The organism is Collinsella tanakaei (assembly GCF_016900375.1).
Classification (GTDB): domain Bacteria; phylum Actinomycetota; class Coriobacteriia; order Coriobacteriales; family Coriobacteriaceae; genus Collinsella.
Genome location: NZ_JACJKB010000006.1, coordinates 22,781 through 36,228 on the forward strand (window position 1 = coordinate 22,781; position 13,448 = coordinate 36,228).

9 protein-coding genes are annotated in these 13,448 nt (G+C 66.5%); 6 read left to right on the forward strand and 3 right to left on the reverse strand.

Annotation, left to right across the window (positions count from 1 at the left end):
• Positions 1 to 25 precede the first annotated feature (25 nt).
• Together H6A16_RS05150 and H6A16_RS05155 are read left to right on the forward strand one after the other, a co-directional pair.
• Positions 26 to 706, forward strand: a complete 681-nt coding sequence (locus H6A16_RS05150; RefSeq protein ID WP_204616740.1) for a TIGR00266 family protein — start codon at positions 26 to 28, stop codon at positions 704 to 706.
• A 177-nt stretch (positions 707 to 883) separates the two neighbouring features.
• A complete protein-coding gene (locus H6A16_RS05155) occupies positions 884 to 1,387 on the forward strand; it encodes a DUF2798 domain-containing protein (RefSeq protein WP_204616742.1) in 504 nt (167 codons plus the stop codon).
• 77 nt (positions 1,388 to 1,464) lie between these two features.
• On the opposite strand, the gene H6A16_RS05160 is transcribed toward H6A16_RS05155, so the two are convergent.
• The 3 genes from H6A16_RS05160 to H6A16_RS05170 form a co-directional block, all read right to left on the reverse strand.
• Entirely contained in the window at positions 1,465 to 2,232 is a 768-nt protein-coding gene (locus tag H6A16_RS05160; protein ID WP_204616745.1) for a hypothetical protein, read from the reverse strand.
• Positions 2,222 to 2,566, reverse strand: coding sequence for a PadR family transcriptional regulator (locus H6A16_RS05165; RefSeq protein WP_204616747.1), 345 nt, complete (start codon positions 2,564 to 2,566; stop codon positions 2,222 to 2,224). Before H6A16_RS05165 ends, H6A16_RS05160 begins: the two co-directional genes overlap by 11 nt.
• A gap of 293 nt (positions 2,567 to 2,859) precedes the next feature.
• Positions 2,860 to 7,272 carry an acyl-CoA dehydratase activase gene (locus H6A16_RS05170; RefSeq protein WP_204616749.1) on the reverse strand — a complete coding sequence of 1,471 codons (4,413 nt, stop codon included), beginning with the start codon at positions 7,270 to 7,272 and terminating at the stop codon, positions 2,860 to 2,862.
• A gap of 208 nt (positions 7,273 to 7,480) precedes the next feature.
• Between H6A16_RS05170 and H6A16_RS05175 the strand changes: the two genes are divergently transcribed.
• The 4 genes from H6A16_RS05175 to disA all read left to right on the forward strand — a co-directional run bounded on the left by H6A16_RS05175 (position 7,481) and on the right by disA (position 13,447).
• The gene (locus H6A16_RS05175; RefSeq protein ID WP_204616751.1) at positions 7,481 to 8,422 is read left to right on the forward strand and encodes a nucleoside hydrolase; all 942 of its coding nucleotides are present in this window, start codon (positions 7,481 to 7,483) and stop codon (positions 8,420 to 8,422) included.
• Between the two features lie 35 nt (positions 8,423 to 8,457).
• Positions 8,458 to 9,369 (forward strand): ribokinase, encoded by a 912-nt coding sequence (locus H6A16_RS05180; protein WP_204616753.1) that lies wholly within the window; start codon positions 8,458 to 8,460, stop codon positions 9,367 to 9,369.
• A gap of 197 nt (positions 9,370 to 9,566) precedes the next feature.
• Entirely contained in the window at positions 9,567 to 12,197 is a 2,631-nt protein-coding gene (locus H6A16_RS05185; protein WP_204616755.1) for an ATP-dependent Clp protease ATP-binding subunit, read from the forward strand.
• Between the two features lie 215 nt (positions 12,198 to 12,412).
• On the forward strand, positions 12,413 to 13,447 hold the full coding sequence (gene disA, locus H6A16_RS05190) for a DNA integrity scanning diadenylate cyclase DisA (protein WP_239458221.1): 1,035 nt from the start codon (positions 12,413 to 12,415) through the stop codon (positions 13,445 to 13,447).
• Position 13,448: the final 1 nt, after the last annotated feature.

The following is a 13,448-nucleotide window of genomic DNA, read 5'->3' on the forward strand; positions in this document are numbered from 1 at the left end:
TAGCGTGCAAACGTGAGGGGGAGAGATGCGATACGAGATCGTAAGCGAGGCGTATCCGGTGGTCGTGTGCTACCTGGAGGGCGGAGAGCAGATGCGGACGGAGCGCGGATCGATGGTATGGATGGATCCGTGGATCGACATGGCAACCGAGGGCGGCGGCCTGGAGGGGGTCTTCGGGCGCATGCTAACCGGAGAGCATATCTTCCAGAATGTCTTCACGGCGCGGCAGCCTGGCAAGATCGCATTCGGTTCGAGCTTCCCCGGGCGCATCCTGCCGATCGCCATTGCGCCTGGCCGCGATTTCATCGTGCAGAAGGCGGGCTTTCTGGCCTCGGAGATGGGCGTCGAGCTCTCGATGTTCGCCAACCATCGCGTCGGTGGCGGCCTGTTCGGGGGCGAAGGGTTCATCATGCAGCGTCTCTCGGGATGCGGTGCAGCGTTTATCGAGGTCGACGGGGACCTCGTGAGCTACGAGCTCGCACCGGGCGAGCAGCTCGTCGTCGATACGGGAAGCGTGCTCGGGTTCACCGCGGGCGTGTCGCTCGATGTCCAGATGGTCAAGGGCGCGATGAACCTGGTCTTCGGCGGCGAGGGCGTCTTCAACACGGTCCTGACCGGTCCGGGTACGGTGTGGCTGCAAACGATGCCGTTGAACAGCCTGGTCAACGCGATCCTGCCGGTGCTCAAGCCGAGCGGACGCCAATAGCGGCGCCGCGCTCCATAAACAAAACGCTTACGAGCGAGGAGAATTCTTGATAGGGTAGTTCCCACAGCTGCTCAAACCAACATATCGAAGCTGGCGTGCCCGCGCGAATCGGTACGCCAGCTTTTTTCGTTTGGGCTGCCTGCGTCGTGCATCCGTCGAGAAAGGATTACCAAACACATGCCGACCAACAAGCGCGAAAGCCTCATCTTCACCGTCATCATGTGCTTCTGCATGGTGCTCTGGATGTCCGTCTATAACGTGGCGCGCATCCACGGTTGGGAGTTCAGCCTGACCACGCTTGCCGAGGCCTGGCTCGGATTTCCGCCCGCCTACATCGTGGCGATGCTGCTCGACGTGCTGGTTGCCAGCCGTTTTGCCAAGTGGTTCGCCTTCCGCTTCCTCGTGACGCCGGGTGTGAGCAGCCCGCGCGCCATGACGCTCGCCATCAGCACGATGATGGTGTTCCCGATGGTGCTGTTCATGTCGCTCTACGGCGCGCTCGAGGCCTTTACCCACGTGGGCGACGCTGCCATGATCCTGCCGACTTGGATTTCCAATATCCCGTGGAACTTCGTGGCGGCCCTGCCGTGGAACCTGCTCGTCGCCGGCCCCGTCTCGCGCTGGCTGTTCCGCCGTGCCTTCCCCGAGGGTACGGTGCTGGCAGCTCCGGCTCAGGCGTAGAGCGCCTGACATCAAGTTGCAATCACGATGATCCCCGCCGGTAGATGGAACCCGGCGGGGATCGCTGAATCGGACGGCTACGCGGCATGCCGCCGTTCGACGACATAACAGATGCCGAGCGCCGCGAGCAGCAGAACCAGAAGAGCGGCAGCGATAACGGCGGCATTGATCACATCGTAGGGATGGTCGCTCGGGAGTATCGCGTACCCTGCTCCCGGATCGCCGAAGAGCGACCCGAGGTAGAGCCGCATGCGGTCCAGAGGACCGACGGGCGCCCCGAATGCCGTTACCAGCTGAAGAACGATAGGCGCTGCAATAGTGGGAAGGGCATGGGGCCCGGGCAGACCGCGCACGCGGCGGGCGATGGTAAGTCCCAGTGCGAGAAGCAAGGCGAGCGGCACCACGGCCCGGCTGACGGAGAAGACGTCCGACGTTCGAAGCCCTACGAGCGGAAACTCAAGCCACGATCCGCTGGCAAGCGAGGTTGCGCAGCGGTAGACAAGCTGCATCGACGCAAAGATCGTCCAGCTCAGGGCAAGCAGCGCAAGCAGGCGCACAGAGACGGCCCATCGGGGGAGCGTCCCACACGCGGCGGCCATGCCGTCGGCGCACTGCTCAACGGTCTGCGAGCCCAGAAGGGCGGCGACGGCATCGAGCCCGCGGCTCTCGCTTTCGCCCATGGCGAGCAGCGTATCGTACAGCAGCGCCTCGCGGTCGGCACACGAGACGCCGCGGCAGGCAAGTGCCCCGCGAAGCCGGCGGACGGTTTTCCTCGCTGCGGGGGAGCGCAGAGCACGCTCAAGCTTCCGGTTGCGCAGCCGTGCGGAAATCAGGTTATCGGCCATGATGAACCTCGCAATCTGAAGAGCCAAGCACCCGCGCCACCGCGTGGGAGAGTTCGGAGAATTCCTGCGCGAACTGGGCGATTTCCTGGCGCCCAGCATCGGTGGCGGCATAGTACTTGCGTCGCGGTCCCTTTTCCGACGCGCGATACGTCGCACGGATCGCACCGCGCTTCTCGAGCCTCATAAGCAGCGGATAAAGCGTTCCCTCGGCAACATCATGAAACCCATACCGGTCCAACTCTGAAACAAGCTCATACCCATACGTCTCACCCCGCCCGATCAGCGCCAGCACGCACCCCTCAAGCACCCCCTTGAGCATCTGAGAAGACCCCATCTCCACCTCCCAAACCCTACCTAGCAAAACAAAGTACCAACTACATAGTAACACCAAGTATCGAAAGTGCAAGAACCAAATCGACCAGTACCCGCTTCAACCCCCAACACCCCTCACCCCCGTGGCCGCTCCAACCACGCCAGCCCCGCCGCCCGCGTTCGAACAGGGTCGCCGCAGGCTGGAAAGGGGAAAGGCCCCCCGGCTTCCCGTTCGAAACAATCCCGCAGCCCGCAGGGCGAGGACGTTTCGAACGGGAAGCCGGGGGGCCTTTCCCCTTTCCAGCCGGATGGAGGCTACCCCTGCTCGCGGGCCTCCATCATGAGCATTTGGAGGCGGTTCTCGATGTTGGCTTGGCTCGTGTCGGGGTCGTAGTCGAGCGGCAGGATCGAGGCGTCCGGATACCGCTCCTTCAGGCTCTTCACGATGCCGCGCCCCACGATATGGTTCGGCAGGCATCCGAAGGGCTGCAGAATCAAAAACGCACGGCAGCCGCGCGCCGCGTGGTGCAGGATCTCCGCGGGAATCAGCACGCCTTCGCCGGCGTCGAACGTGTGGTGCACGATGTCGTCGCTCGCACGCACGAGCTCTCCCATGCGCTCGGGCGCCTCGTAGAGCGGGTGCTTCGAGGCGATCCGGTCGCACGCGCTCTGGGCGAACTCGAAGGCATCGTCCGAAACGGCCCACTCGGCCTTCTGCGAAAGCGGCTTGTGGATGCCGTACTCGCGCACCTGCGCGTGCTTGTAGAAATACGTCTTGCGGATGACGTCGGTCATGCGCGCCTCGATGACCTCGAAGCCGTTGCGCTCCAGGTAGCGCTCGATGTCGCGGTTGGCGCCGGGATGGAAGTTCAGCAGATACTCGCCGACGATCAGCACGGTGGGCCGCGGATGCGAGCGGTCGATCTTCACGTCGGCCATGACCTGGATGGCGCGACGGAAGCCGGAAAGCGCCCCGCGCACGCCGTGGCGCTTCGTGCCCTCGATCACGTGGTCCAGGGCGATCTCGAAGGCGCGGTCGGCGGCGCCCGGCTCGAGCTCGTAGGGGCGCATCTTGCGCAGCAGCTCCTCCAGGGCGTCGATCATCGGCAGGCCATAGGCGATGCGCATGGCGGTCATGAGGCTCATCTTGAAGCCAGGGTGCAGGTCGTGGTTGTCGGCAAGGTCGTTCGTGAGGATGGGCACCTGCGAAAAGCCCGCATCGTCGAGTGCCTTGCGCAGCAGCGCCGAGTAGTGCGTCAGGCGGCAATCGCCCACGTACTTGGCCATCATGACCGCGGTGTGGTCGAGGTCGTACCCGCCGTTCATCAGGCCGTCGAGCACCTCGCCGATCACGATCTGCGCGGGGAAGCAGATGTCGTTGTGAACATAACGCTTGCCCAGGCGGATGGCGTTCTCGCGCCCGACCGGCAGCGAGACGGCGCGCACGCCCTGCTTGGTGAAAGCGGCGGCCATGAGGCGCGAGAAGGCGTGCGACGTGTTGGGCACGAGCACCGTGTAGGTGTCGCGCTCGTCTTTGGTGAACTTCACCGGGTAGGGATCGGAAAGCTCGCGGACCTCGTCGTCGGCGTCGCCGCGCGCACGGCGGATGCGCGTCGTCTCCAAAAACGAGCGCACGCGGATGCGCAGGGCGCCCTCGGCGGCACTCTCGTCCACCTTGAGCAGAAGCGGCCGCTTGGCCGACACCTCGTGCATGAGGCGCGCCGCCTCGTCGGCGAGGTACGCATCGTGTCCGCAGCCGAAGCTCGCGATCTGCGCGAACTCGAGGCCCTCGGTGCGCGCGGCGATGAGCGCGCACGATAGGATGCGGGCGTGGTAGTTGTTGGCGATATCCAGACGGCTGCGCGTGAGGTCCACCTCGCGCATGCCCGGGACGGCGTCGGCGGTGAGCACGGGCACACCCTGCTCGATGAACATGCCGGGCAGATTGTGGTTCACGATCGGGTCGGTCTGGTAGGGGCGCGACGCCAGCACGACGCAGGTGCCGCCGGCGGCCTGCGTCTGCTCGAGAACCTCGCGGCCGCGCGCCTCGAGCGCGTCGGTGAAGGCCGCCTGCGCGCGGTCGGCCTCGGCGAGCGCGGCGCGCGTGGCGTCGACCGGGATGCCGAACGTCGTCGCTAGGTACTGCACGAGCTGCCGCTCGCGGTCGTCGGCGGTGTACCAATGGAACAGCGGCGAGTCGAAGGGGATCCCGAAGCGCTTGGCGGGGTTGTCCGACGAGCGGATGACCATGGGGTAGCCCTTCACCACGGCGCACATGGACTCCGCCGTGCTGGCCGTCCCCTCGGGCGCGACGGTGGTGATGATGGGCATGAAGATGCGGTCGACCTGCCGCGTGGCGAGGTCGCGGATGTGGCCGTGGACGAGCTTCGCCGGAAAGCAGACCGTGTCGGAGCTCACGGCGGAAAGGCCGCTCTCAAACATCTTGTGCGTGCTCATGGCCGAGAGCACGACGGTGAAGCCGAGCGACTCGAGCAATGCGGTCCAAAACGGCGCACTGTCCCAGATAGCGAGCACGCGCGGAATGCCGATGCGGATGCCGTTGTCGGGCAGGATCTGGGCGTGCTCGGGCCGGCGGAACAGCAGCTTTGTGCGCTCCTCGAACAGGTTCGGCACGCGCGCTGCCTGCTCGGCCGCCTGCTTGGCGCGCTCGCGTACCTGGGCGTCGTGCGGGTCGCCCATCACCTCGCCGCGCGAGCAGCGGTTGCCCGTCACATAGCGCTCGCCCGTGGAGAAGCTGATGATGGTGCGCGCGCAGTGGTTGCCGCAAAACGGGCAGGTGACGTTGCCCTCGCGGGTGAACGAGAGCGCGCGGACGGCGTCGAAGCCGATGAAGGACGAGCCGGAAGCGCTGTCGCCCCCGTTCCTCTCCACCTGCTCCTTGGCGAGCAGAGCGGCGCCGATGGCGCCCATGAGGCCGGGGTAGGGGCTGCGCGTGACCTCGCGGCCCACGTACTGCTCGAAGGCGCGCAGCACGGCGTCGTTGGTGAAGGTGCCGCCCTGCACCACGATGTGCTCGCCGAGCGCATCCATGTTGGGCACGCGCACGACCTTCGTGAACACGTTCTCGATGATTGAGCGGCAAAGTCCCGCCATGATGTCCGCGGGCGTCTTGCCGTCGCGCTGCTCGGAGATGACGCTGCTGGTCATGAAGACGGTGCAGCGGCTTCCGAGCGACGCGGGATCGGTGGACGAGAACGCGGTCTCGGCGATGTCCGCCAACGGGATGCTGAGCGAGCGGGCGAAGTTCTCCAAAAACGAGCCGCAGCCCGACGAGCACGCCTCGTTGACGATGACGTCTGTGATCACGCCGTCGTCGACCCACATGGCCTTCATGTCCTGTCCGCCGATATCGAGGATGAACGTGGCGTCGGGGCGGTAGGCGAGCGCGGCGCGCGCGTGGGCGACGGTCTCGACGGTGTGGTAGTCGGCCCCGAAGGCGCGGGCGAAGAGCTGCTCGCCGTAGCCTGTCGTGCCGAGGCCGCGCACCTGCAGCGTCACGCCACGCGCCGCATAGGCATCCGCGAGGCCCACGAGGGCGTCGCGCGCCACGTCGATGGGTTCGCCCTGGTTCGAGGAGTAAAACGAGTCGACGGGCGTGCCGTCCAGGCCTAAGAGCACGAGCTTCGTGGTGGTGCTGCCGGCATCGATGCCCACGTAGACGGGCAGCGTCGTGCCCGCTGCGAGCTCGGGCGGCGTGATGGCCTTGATCTCATGGCGCCGCTCGAAGGCGCGGCGCTCCTTCTCGGAGGAAAAGAAGGGCGCCACGCGCGTGGCGCGCGGCTGGGGCGTGCGGGCGAGAGCGTCGAGCGCGTCGGCGGCAGCTGCGAGGTTGCAGGGGGTCTGCGCGGAGTTGCTCCCGCGCCGCTCGAGCCAGAGCGCCGCGCCGCGCGCGACGATCGTCTCGGGATGCTCGGGGATGATGACCTGCTCGGGCGCCAAGCCGAGGCGCTCGGCGAACACGCGCACGAGCGTGGGGTTGAACGTGAGCGGGCCGCCCTGGAACACGACGGGCGGCTCGATGTCCAGACCCTGGGCCAGGCCGCCGACCGTCTGCTTGACGAGCGCGTGGAACGTGGAGAGCGCGATGTCCTCCTTGGCAGCGCCCTGGTTGAGCAGCGGCTGGATGTCGGTTTTGGCGAAGACTCCGCAGCGGCCCGAGATCTCGTACACCGTCGAGCCGCGCTCCGCCAGGGCCTCGAAGCTCTCGGTGGGAACTCCCAGCACCGAGGCGATCTCGTCGATGAACGCGCCGGTACCGCCGGCGCAGGTGCCGTTCATACGCATGTCGTCGACGCGCGAGGCGCCGCCGTAGGGGTCGGTCTTGAAGAAGACCATCTTGGCGTCCTGCCCGCCGAGCTCGATGACCGTGCGCGCCTGCGGGTAGAGCGCCTGCACGGCGGCAGCGCCCGCAACGACTTCCTGCACGAAGGGGACGCCGCAGGTCTCGGCGATGGGTGCCGCCCCCGAACCGGTCACCGCGAGGGCGACCGGCTGCCCGTCGAGCTTTTCTGCCACGCGGCGCAGGGCGGCAGCGGCGCAAGCGACCTGATGCGCGTGGTGGCGCTCATAGCTCGTGTGGAGGACCCTATGCGTGCCGGGCTCGACGACTACGACCTTGACGGTCGTCGATCCGACGTCGAGGCCGATGAGCAGCCGCTCAGGCGGCATAGGGGAGGTGGATAGCGCTTCGTGCTGGGTGTCGGGCATACGATGGGGACCTGCGTGCTTTCTATCAACGGTTGAATGTCAATCTGACAGACAAACGATACCCAAACGGGACGGAAATAAAAGGGTTCCCGCAAAAATACTAAGGTACATGACAATCTGACAAGATGGGGCCAGGTACAAACTTGTCGCCCGGATGCGTGAGATAATCGGGGTACGAACGCATCGCGCGGTCCGGAAGGGGAAGGCCATGCCCAAAGACATCATCATCGACTGCGATCCGGGACACGACGACGCGGTGGCACTGCTGCTTGCGCTGGGAAATCCCGAGGTCAACCTCATCGGCGTGACCACCGTCGGCGGCAACCAGAGCCTGGGCAAGGTGACGTACAACGCCCGAGCGGTGCTCGAGGCGGCGGGTGCCCGCGATGTGCCCGTGCACGCGGGCTGCGCCCGTCCGCTCGTGCGGGAAGGAGAGGTCGCCGCGGCGATCCACGGCGAAAGCGGGCTCGACGGCGTCGACCTGCCCCGCCCTGTACGGCCGCTGGGCGAAGCCCATGCCGTCACGTGGCTGATCGATACCATCATGGCCCGCGAACCCAAGTCGGTGACGCTCGTTCCCACCGGCCCGCTCACCAACATCGCCTTGGCGGTTCGTCTGGAACCGCGGATCGTCGAGCGCGTGCGCGAGGTCGTGCTCATGGGCGGTGCCGTTCGCACCGGAAACTGGAGCCCGGTGGCGGAATTCAACGTCAAGACCGACCCTGAGGCGGCGCACATCGTCTTCCACGAGGCATGGCCCCTCACGATGGTGGGACTCGACCTTACGCACCAGGCTCTGTGCACGCCGGAGGTGCAGGCGCGCATCGCGGCGCTCGGGACCGACCTTGCGGGGCACGTGTGCAACATGATGGATTTCTTCCGCGCGGCGTACCGGGCCGACCGCGTCTTCGCGGACCCGCCGGTCCACGACCCGTGCGCCGTCGCCTACGTGATCGACCCGGGCGTGATGACCACCCGCCGCTGCCCGATCGACGTCGAGCTGACGGGAACCTGCACGGCCGGCATGACCGTGGCCGACCTGCGCGGGGTCGAGCCCGAGGCGGACGCGTGCGCCACGCAGGTGGCGGTGCGCCTCGATGTCGAGGCGTTTTGGGATATGGTCGTGGCGGCCATCGCCGCGCTGGGGTAGCGACCCGCGGCGCTGAGGGGAACTGAGGAGGACGCATGCACAAGGTGATCGTATTCGGAAGCCTCAACATGGACCTGAGCATCGCGTGCGAGCGCATGCCGCAGGCCGGGGAGACGCTCACGGGCGGGGGCTTCGTGGTGAACGCGGGCGGCAAGGGCGCCAACCAGGCGGTCGGCGCTGCGCGCCTGGGCGCTCAGGTGCACATGCTGGGTGCCGTGGGCGCCGACGCGTTCGGCGACCAGCTGCTGGCTGGGCTCGCGCGCGCCGGTGTGGATTGCGGGCGCGTTGCCCGTCTGGACGACCGCACGACGGGCGTCGCCGTTATCGTCCGCGCGGCGGGGGATAACCGCATCGTGCTCGACCCGGGGGCAAACCACGCGCTGTCTGCATCCGACGTCTCTCGGGCGCTCGATGCCCTGGCGGAGCCCGGGGACGTGTTCCTCACGCAGCTCGAATGCGACGTCCCGACCACCTTGTCGGCGCTGGCTGACGCCCATGCGCGCGGACTGTATACGATCTTCAACCCGGCTCCGGCGCTCGATGTGCCGCGCGAAACCTGGGAAAACGTCGGCTTGGTATGCCTGAACGAGACGGAGTGCGAAATCGTGACGGGTGTGTTCCCTGCCGACGAGGAGTCCGCGGTTCGCGCCATGGAGCTGCTTGCGGGCTGGGGTCCCACGACGGTCGCGCTCACGCTCGGGTCGAAGGGGTCACTCGTGCTGCATGCCGGCGAGCTCATCGCCTCGGTGCCGCCCACTGTGGACGTGCAGGACACGACCGGCGCCGGCGACACCTACATCGGCGCGCTCGCGCAGGGGGCGGCTGCCGGCGCCTCGCTTGTCGAGACGGTGGAGCGCGCGACGCGCGCATCGGCGCTCGCGTGCACGCGGGTCGGCGCGCAGCAGGCCATCCCGACGGCGGACGAGGTGGCGCGCGCCTTCTCGTAGGGGATGCGCATACCGTTCGGCGGCGCTCCTTGAGGCCGTTGCGGCCGCTTGCGGCGGCCGCTGCGCGTCCGTCGCTATGGAGAAACGCCCCATACCCCAGGCGATACGCGATAATCGGTTAAGATTATTCGACTTTGGGTACAGCATGTCAGAACGTATCCCTCAGCACTTCATATGAGCATGTAAGAGGTATTCGCATGTTAGATCGATTCACCGACCGCGCGCGCCGCGTCATGTCGCTGGCCAAGGAGGAGGCGCTCGCGCAGAATTCCACCAAGGTGGGCACCGAGCACCTGCTGCTCGCGCTCGCCAAGGAGCAGGAGGGCATCGCCGCCGAGGCGCTGCGATCCCTCGAGATCAGCTACGACGACATCATGGCGCAGCTCAAGGAGACCCGCACCACCGTGCCCGACGAGGACGAGAAGGCCGAGGCCGCCAAGCTGGCCTTCACGCCGCGCGTCATCTCGGTCATGGAGCGCTCCTTCCGCCTCGCGCGCGAGAACAACCAGACCTACGTGTCGACCGAGCACCTGCTCGTGGGCATCGTCGACGAGGGTGACGGCATGGCGATGGACATCCTCATGCGCCTGGGCGTCTCCGCCGCCTCGGTGCGCGCGGCCGTCGACAAGCTCACCTCGAAGGACCAGGGCCGCAAGCGCCCCATGGCCGGATCGGCGTCGGGCCGTCCCGGTGCGGGCCTGCCGTTCTTCTCCGGCGAGACGGCGCGCGCGGAGGAGGAAAACGGCAGCACGCTGGCGCAGTTCGGCACGAACCTCACGCAGCAGGCGCGCGACGGCAAGCTCGATCCCGTCATCGGCCGCGAGAAGGAGATCTCGCGCATGATGGAGATCCTCTCGCGCCGCACGAAGAACAACCCGCTCATCCTGGGCGACCCGGGCGTCGGCAAGACCGCCATCGTCGAGGGCCTCGCGCAGCAGATCGCCGCGGGCGATGTTCCCGAGAACCTGCTCAACATGAACATCTGGACGCTCGACCTGCCCGGTCTCGTTGCCGGCGCCAAGTATCGCGGCGAGTTCGAGGAGCGCCTGAAGAACGTGATCGCCGAGGCCACCGAGGCCGACGACATCATCCTGTTCATCGACGAGATGCACACCCTTATCGGCGCGGGTTCGGCCGAGGGCTCCATCGACGCGAGCTCCATGCTCAAGCCCGTGCTCGCACGCGGTTCGTTCCAGATCATCGGAGCCACGACCGCCGAGGAGTTCCGCAAGTACCTGACGAAGGACCCGGCGTTCGAGCGGCGCTTCCAGCCCATCGATGTCGAGGAGCCGAGCGTCGAGGACACCATCAAGATCCTGAAGGCCCTGCTGCCGCGCTACGAGCAGCATCACCACGTGCAGTACACGCCGGCGGCGGTCGATGCCGCGGCGAGCCTGTCGTCCCGCTACATCCAGGACCGCTTCCTGCCCGATAAGGCCATCGACCTGATCGACGAGGCCGGTGCACGTGCCCGCATCGCGCGCAACCGCGCCCCCGAGCCGGTCCGCACGGCGGAAACGAAGCTGAACGAGCTCAAGGATGCCGTGGACAAGGCGACCGCCGACGATGACATGAACCAGGCCGCCGAGCTCACCGAGCAGCAGCATGCGGCCGAGATCGCCCTGTCCGAGGCGCGCGCCGCCTGGAACGCCGAGATGGACGCGAGCCCGCTCGTGATCGACGTGCCGCAGATCGCCGACATCGTGTCCGCGACCTCGGGCGTGCCCGTGTCGTCGCTGACCGAGGACGAGAGCCGTCGCCTGCTGGCCTGCGAGGACGTGCTCAAGACCCGCATCATCGGGCAGGATGAGGCGGTCCACGCCGTGGCCAAGGCCATCCGCCGCAGCCGCTCGCCGCTCAAGGACCCGCGCCGTCCCGGCGGCTCGTTCATCTTCCTGGGCCCGACGGGCACCGGTAAGACCGAGCTCGCCAAGACGCTCGCCGAGTACCTGTTCGGCAGCAAGGACGCGCTCATCAGCTTCGACATGTCCGAGTTCTCGAGCGAGTACGAGGTCTCCAAGCTCATCGGTAGCCCCCCGGGCTATGTGGGCCACGAGGAGGGCGGCCAGCTCACCAAGGCCGTGCGCCGCCATCCGTATTCGGTCGTCCTGTTCGACGAGATCGAGAAGGCGCACCCGGATATCTTCAACATCCTGCTGCAGGTGCTCGATGAGGGCCGCCTGACCGACGGCCAGGGCAAGACGGTCGACTTCCGCAACACGGTGATCATCATGACGTCCAACGTGGGCGCGCGCGAGATCGCCCAGGACGCGAGCGTGGGCTTCGGCACGACGGGCGAAAGCGGCCTGACCGCCGGCGAGATCAAGAGCCGTGCGATGGGAGAGCTCAAGCGCCTGTTCCGCCCCGAGTTCCTGAACCGTATCGACGACATCGTCGTGTTCCAGAAGCTCACGGGCGATTCGCTGACCAAGATCGCGCACCTGCTCGTGGACGACCTGCGCCAGCGCCTGATCGCGAACGGCATGAACATCGTGCTGACCGACGCCGCGATCGCCAAGATCGTGGCCGAGGGCACCGACCTCACCAACGGCGCCCGTCCGCTGCGCCGCGCCATCCAGCGCCTGATCGAGGACCCGCTATCCGAGGAGCTGCTGGCGGGCGAGTGGCGCGAGGGCGACACGGTGCTGACCGACGTCGTCGATGGCGAGTTCGTGTTCAGCCACGGCACGGGCGAGATCCCCGCGCCCCGCGGGACCGGCGCACTCGGCGGCTCGTTTGAGCCCGCGCCCCGCAGCGGCGGCGGCGCGCCCGCGCTTACGGGCGGTGGCTCGGGCGGTGTTGCCCAGGCTGGCGCCGGCACCCGATAATCTCCAGCTTCGCAAAGGCGGCTCCCTCCTAGGAGCCGCCTTTGTCCATTTTCAGGACGGAGATGTTTCCAGGCCCCCGCGGGTGGGAAAATCCGACATTTCAAGTTTGAAAAAGAAGTCTCGGGGCATCATCTTTCATGCGAGAATAAAAGCATGACTGTGGCGGAAACGTTCGATGGAGCAGCACATTGGATAAACTCGAGATTCAGAAGCGTATGGACCAAGCCGTTCGCCTGACCGCTCCCGGCCAGCCTATCAGGACCGCTCTCGATATGATCATCGCGGGCCACCTTGGCGCGTTGATCTGCGTGGGCGACACCGAGCACGTGCTCGCCTCGGGCAACGATGGCTTCCCCCTGAACATCTCGTTTACCTCCAACCGTCTGTTCGAGCTTTCGAAGATGGACGGCGCCGTCGTTATCGACGAGGACCTCTCGCACATCCTGCGCGCCAACTTTCACCTGAACCCGGATGCCTCCATCTCCACGAACGAGACGGGCATGCGCCACCGCACCGCCGCCCGCATGAGCGTGCTCACCGACGCCATCGTCATCTCGGTTTCGTCGCGCCGCTCGGTGGTGAACGTCTACGTGCACGGCAAGTCGTACGAGATCCAGCCGGTCTCCATGATCATGAGCTCCGTCAACCAGCTCATCGCCACATTGCAGACCACCCGGACCTCGCTCGACAAGTCGCTCGTGCGCCTGACCGCCCTCGAGCTCGACGACTACGTCACGCTCGCTGACATCACGGACATCTTCTCGCTGTTCGAGATCATGCAGCAGGCGAAAACTGAGCTCAAAAGCTGCATCGTCAAGCTCGGCAACCAGGGCAAGCTCGTCCAGATGCAGATGGAGCAACTGGCGGGCGAGAGCATGGATACCGAGTACGACCTCATGATCCGCGATTACGCCTCCGATTCGTCCGAGGAGAACGCGCTGCGCATCCGCGAGTGCTTCAGCGCTATGACGCCCGAGGAGCTTTCGAATCCTAGCCGCGTCGCTGCGGCGCTCGGCTTCGACGACCTCGACGAGGACTCCGTCATGACCCCGCTCGGCCTGCGCACGCTTTCGCGCGTGTCCGTCGTGCGCGACGGCGTTGCCGAGAAGATCGTGGACGAGTACGGCTCGCTCCAGGGTTTGATGGGCGATATCCAGAAGGATCCCGAGCGCCTGGGCGATTTCGGTGTGAACAACCCCGCGATTCTTGCGGATACGCTTGCGCGCATGCAGGGCAAGGCGGGTGCCTAGG

Excerpts from the sequence above, each read along its gene's own strand:
- H6A16_RS05150 (WP_204616740.1), top strand. The coding sequence starts at position 26 with ATGCGATACGAGATCGTAAGCGAGGCGTATCCGGTGGTCGTGTGCTAC.
- H6A16_RS05155 (WP_204616742.1), top strand. The coding sequence starts at position 884 with ATGCCGACCAACAAGCGCGAAAGCCTCATCTTCACCGTCATCATGTGC.
- H6A16_RS05160 (WP_204616745.1), bottom strand. The coding sequence starts at position 2,232 with ATGGCCGATAACCTGATTTCCGCACGGCTGCGCAACCGGAAGCTTGAG.
- H6A16_RS05165 (WP_204616747.1), bottom strand. The coding sequence starts at position 2,566 with ATGGGGTCTTCTCAGATGCTCAAGGGGGTGCTTGAGGGGTGCGTGCTG.
- H6A16_RS05170 (WP_204616749.1), bottom strand. The coding sequence starts at position 7,272 with ATGCCCGACACCCAGCACGAAGCGCTATCCACCTCCCCTATGCCGCCT.
- H6A16_RS05175 (WP_204616751.1), top strand. The coding sequence starts at position 7,481 with ATGCCCAAAGACATCATCATCGACTGCGATCCGGGACACGACGACGCG.
- H6A16_RS05180 (WP_204616753.1), top strand. The coding sequence starts at position 8,458 with ATGCACAAGGTGATCGTATTCGGAAGCCTCAACATGGACCTGAGCATC.
- H6A16_RS05185 (WP_204616755.1), top strand. The coding sequence starts at position 9,567 with ATGTTAGATCGATTCACCGACCGCGCGCGCCGCGTCATGTCGCTGGCC.
- disA (WP_239458221.1), top strand. The coding sequence starts at position 12,413 with ATGGACCAAGCCGTTCGCCTGACCGCTCCCGGCCAGCCTATCAGGACC.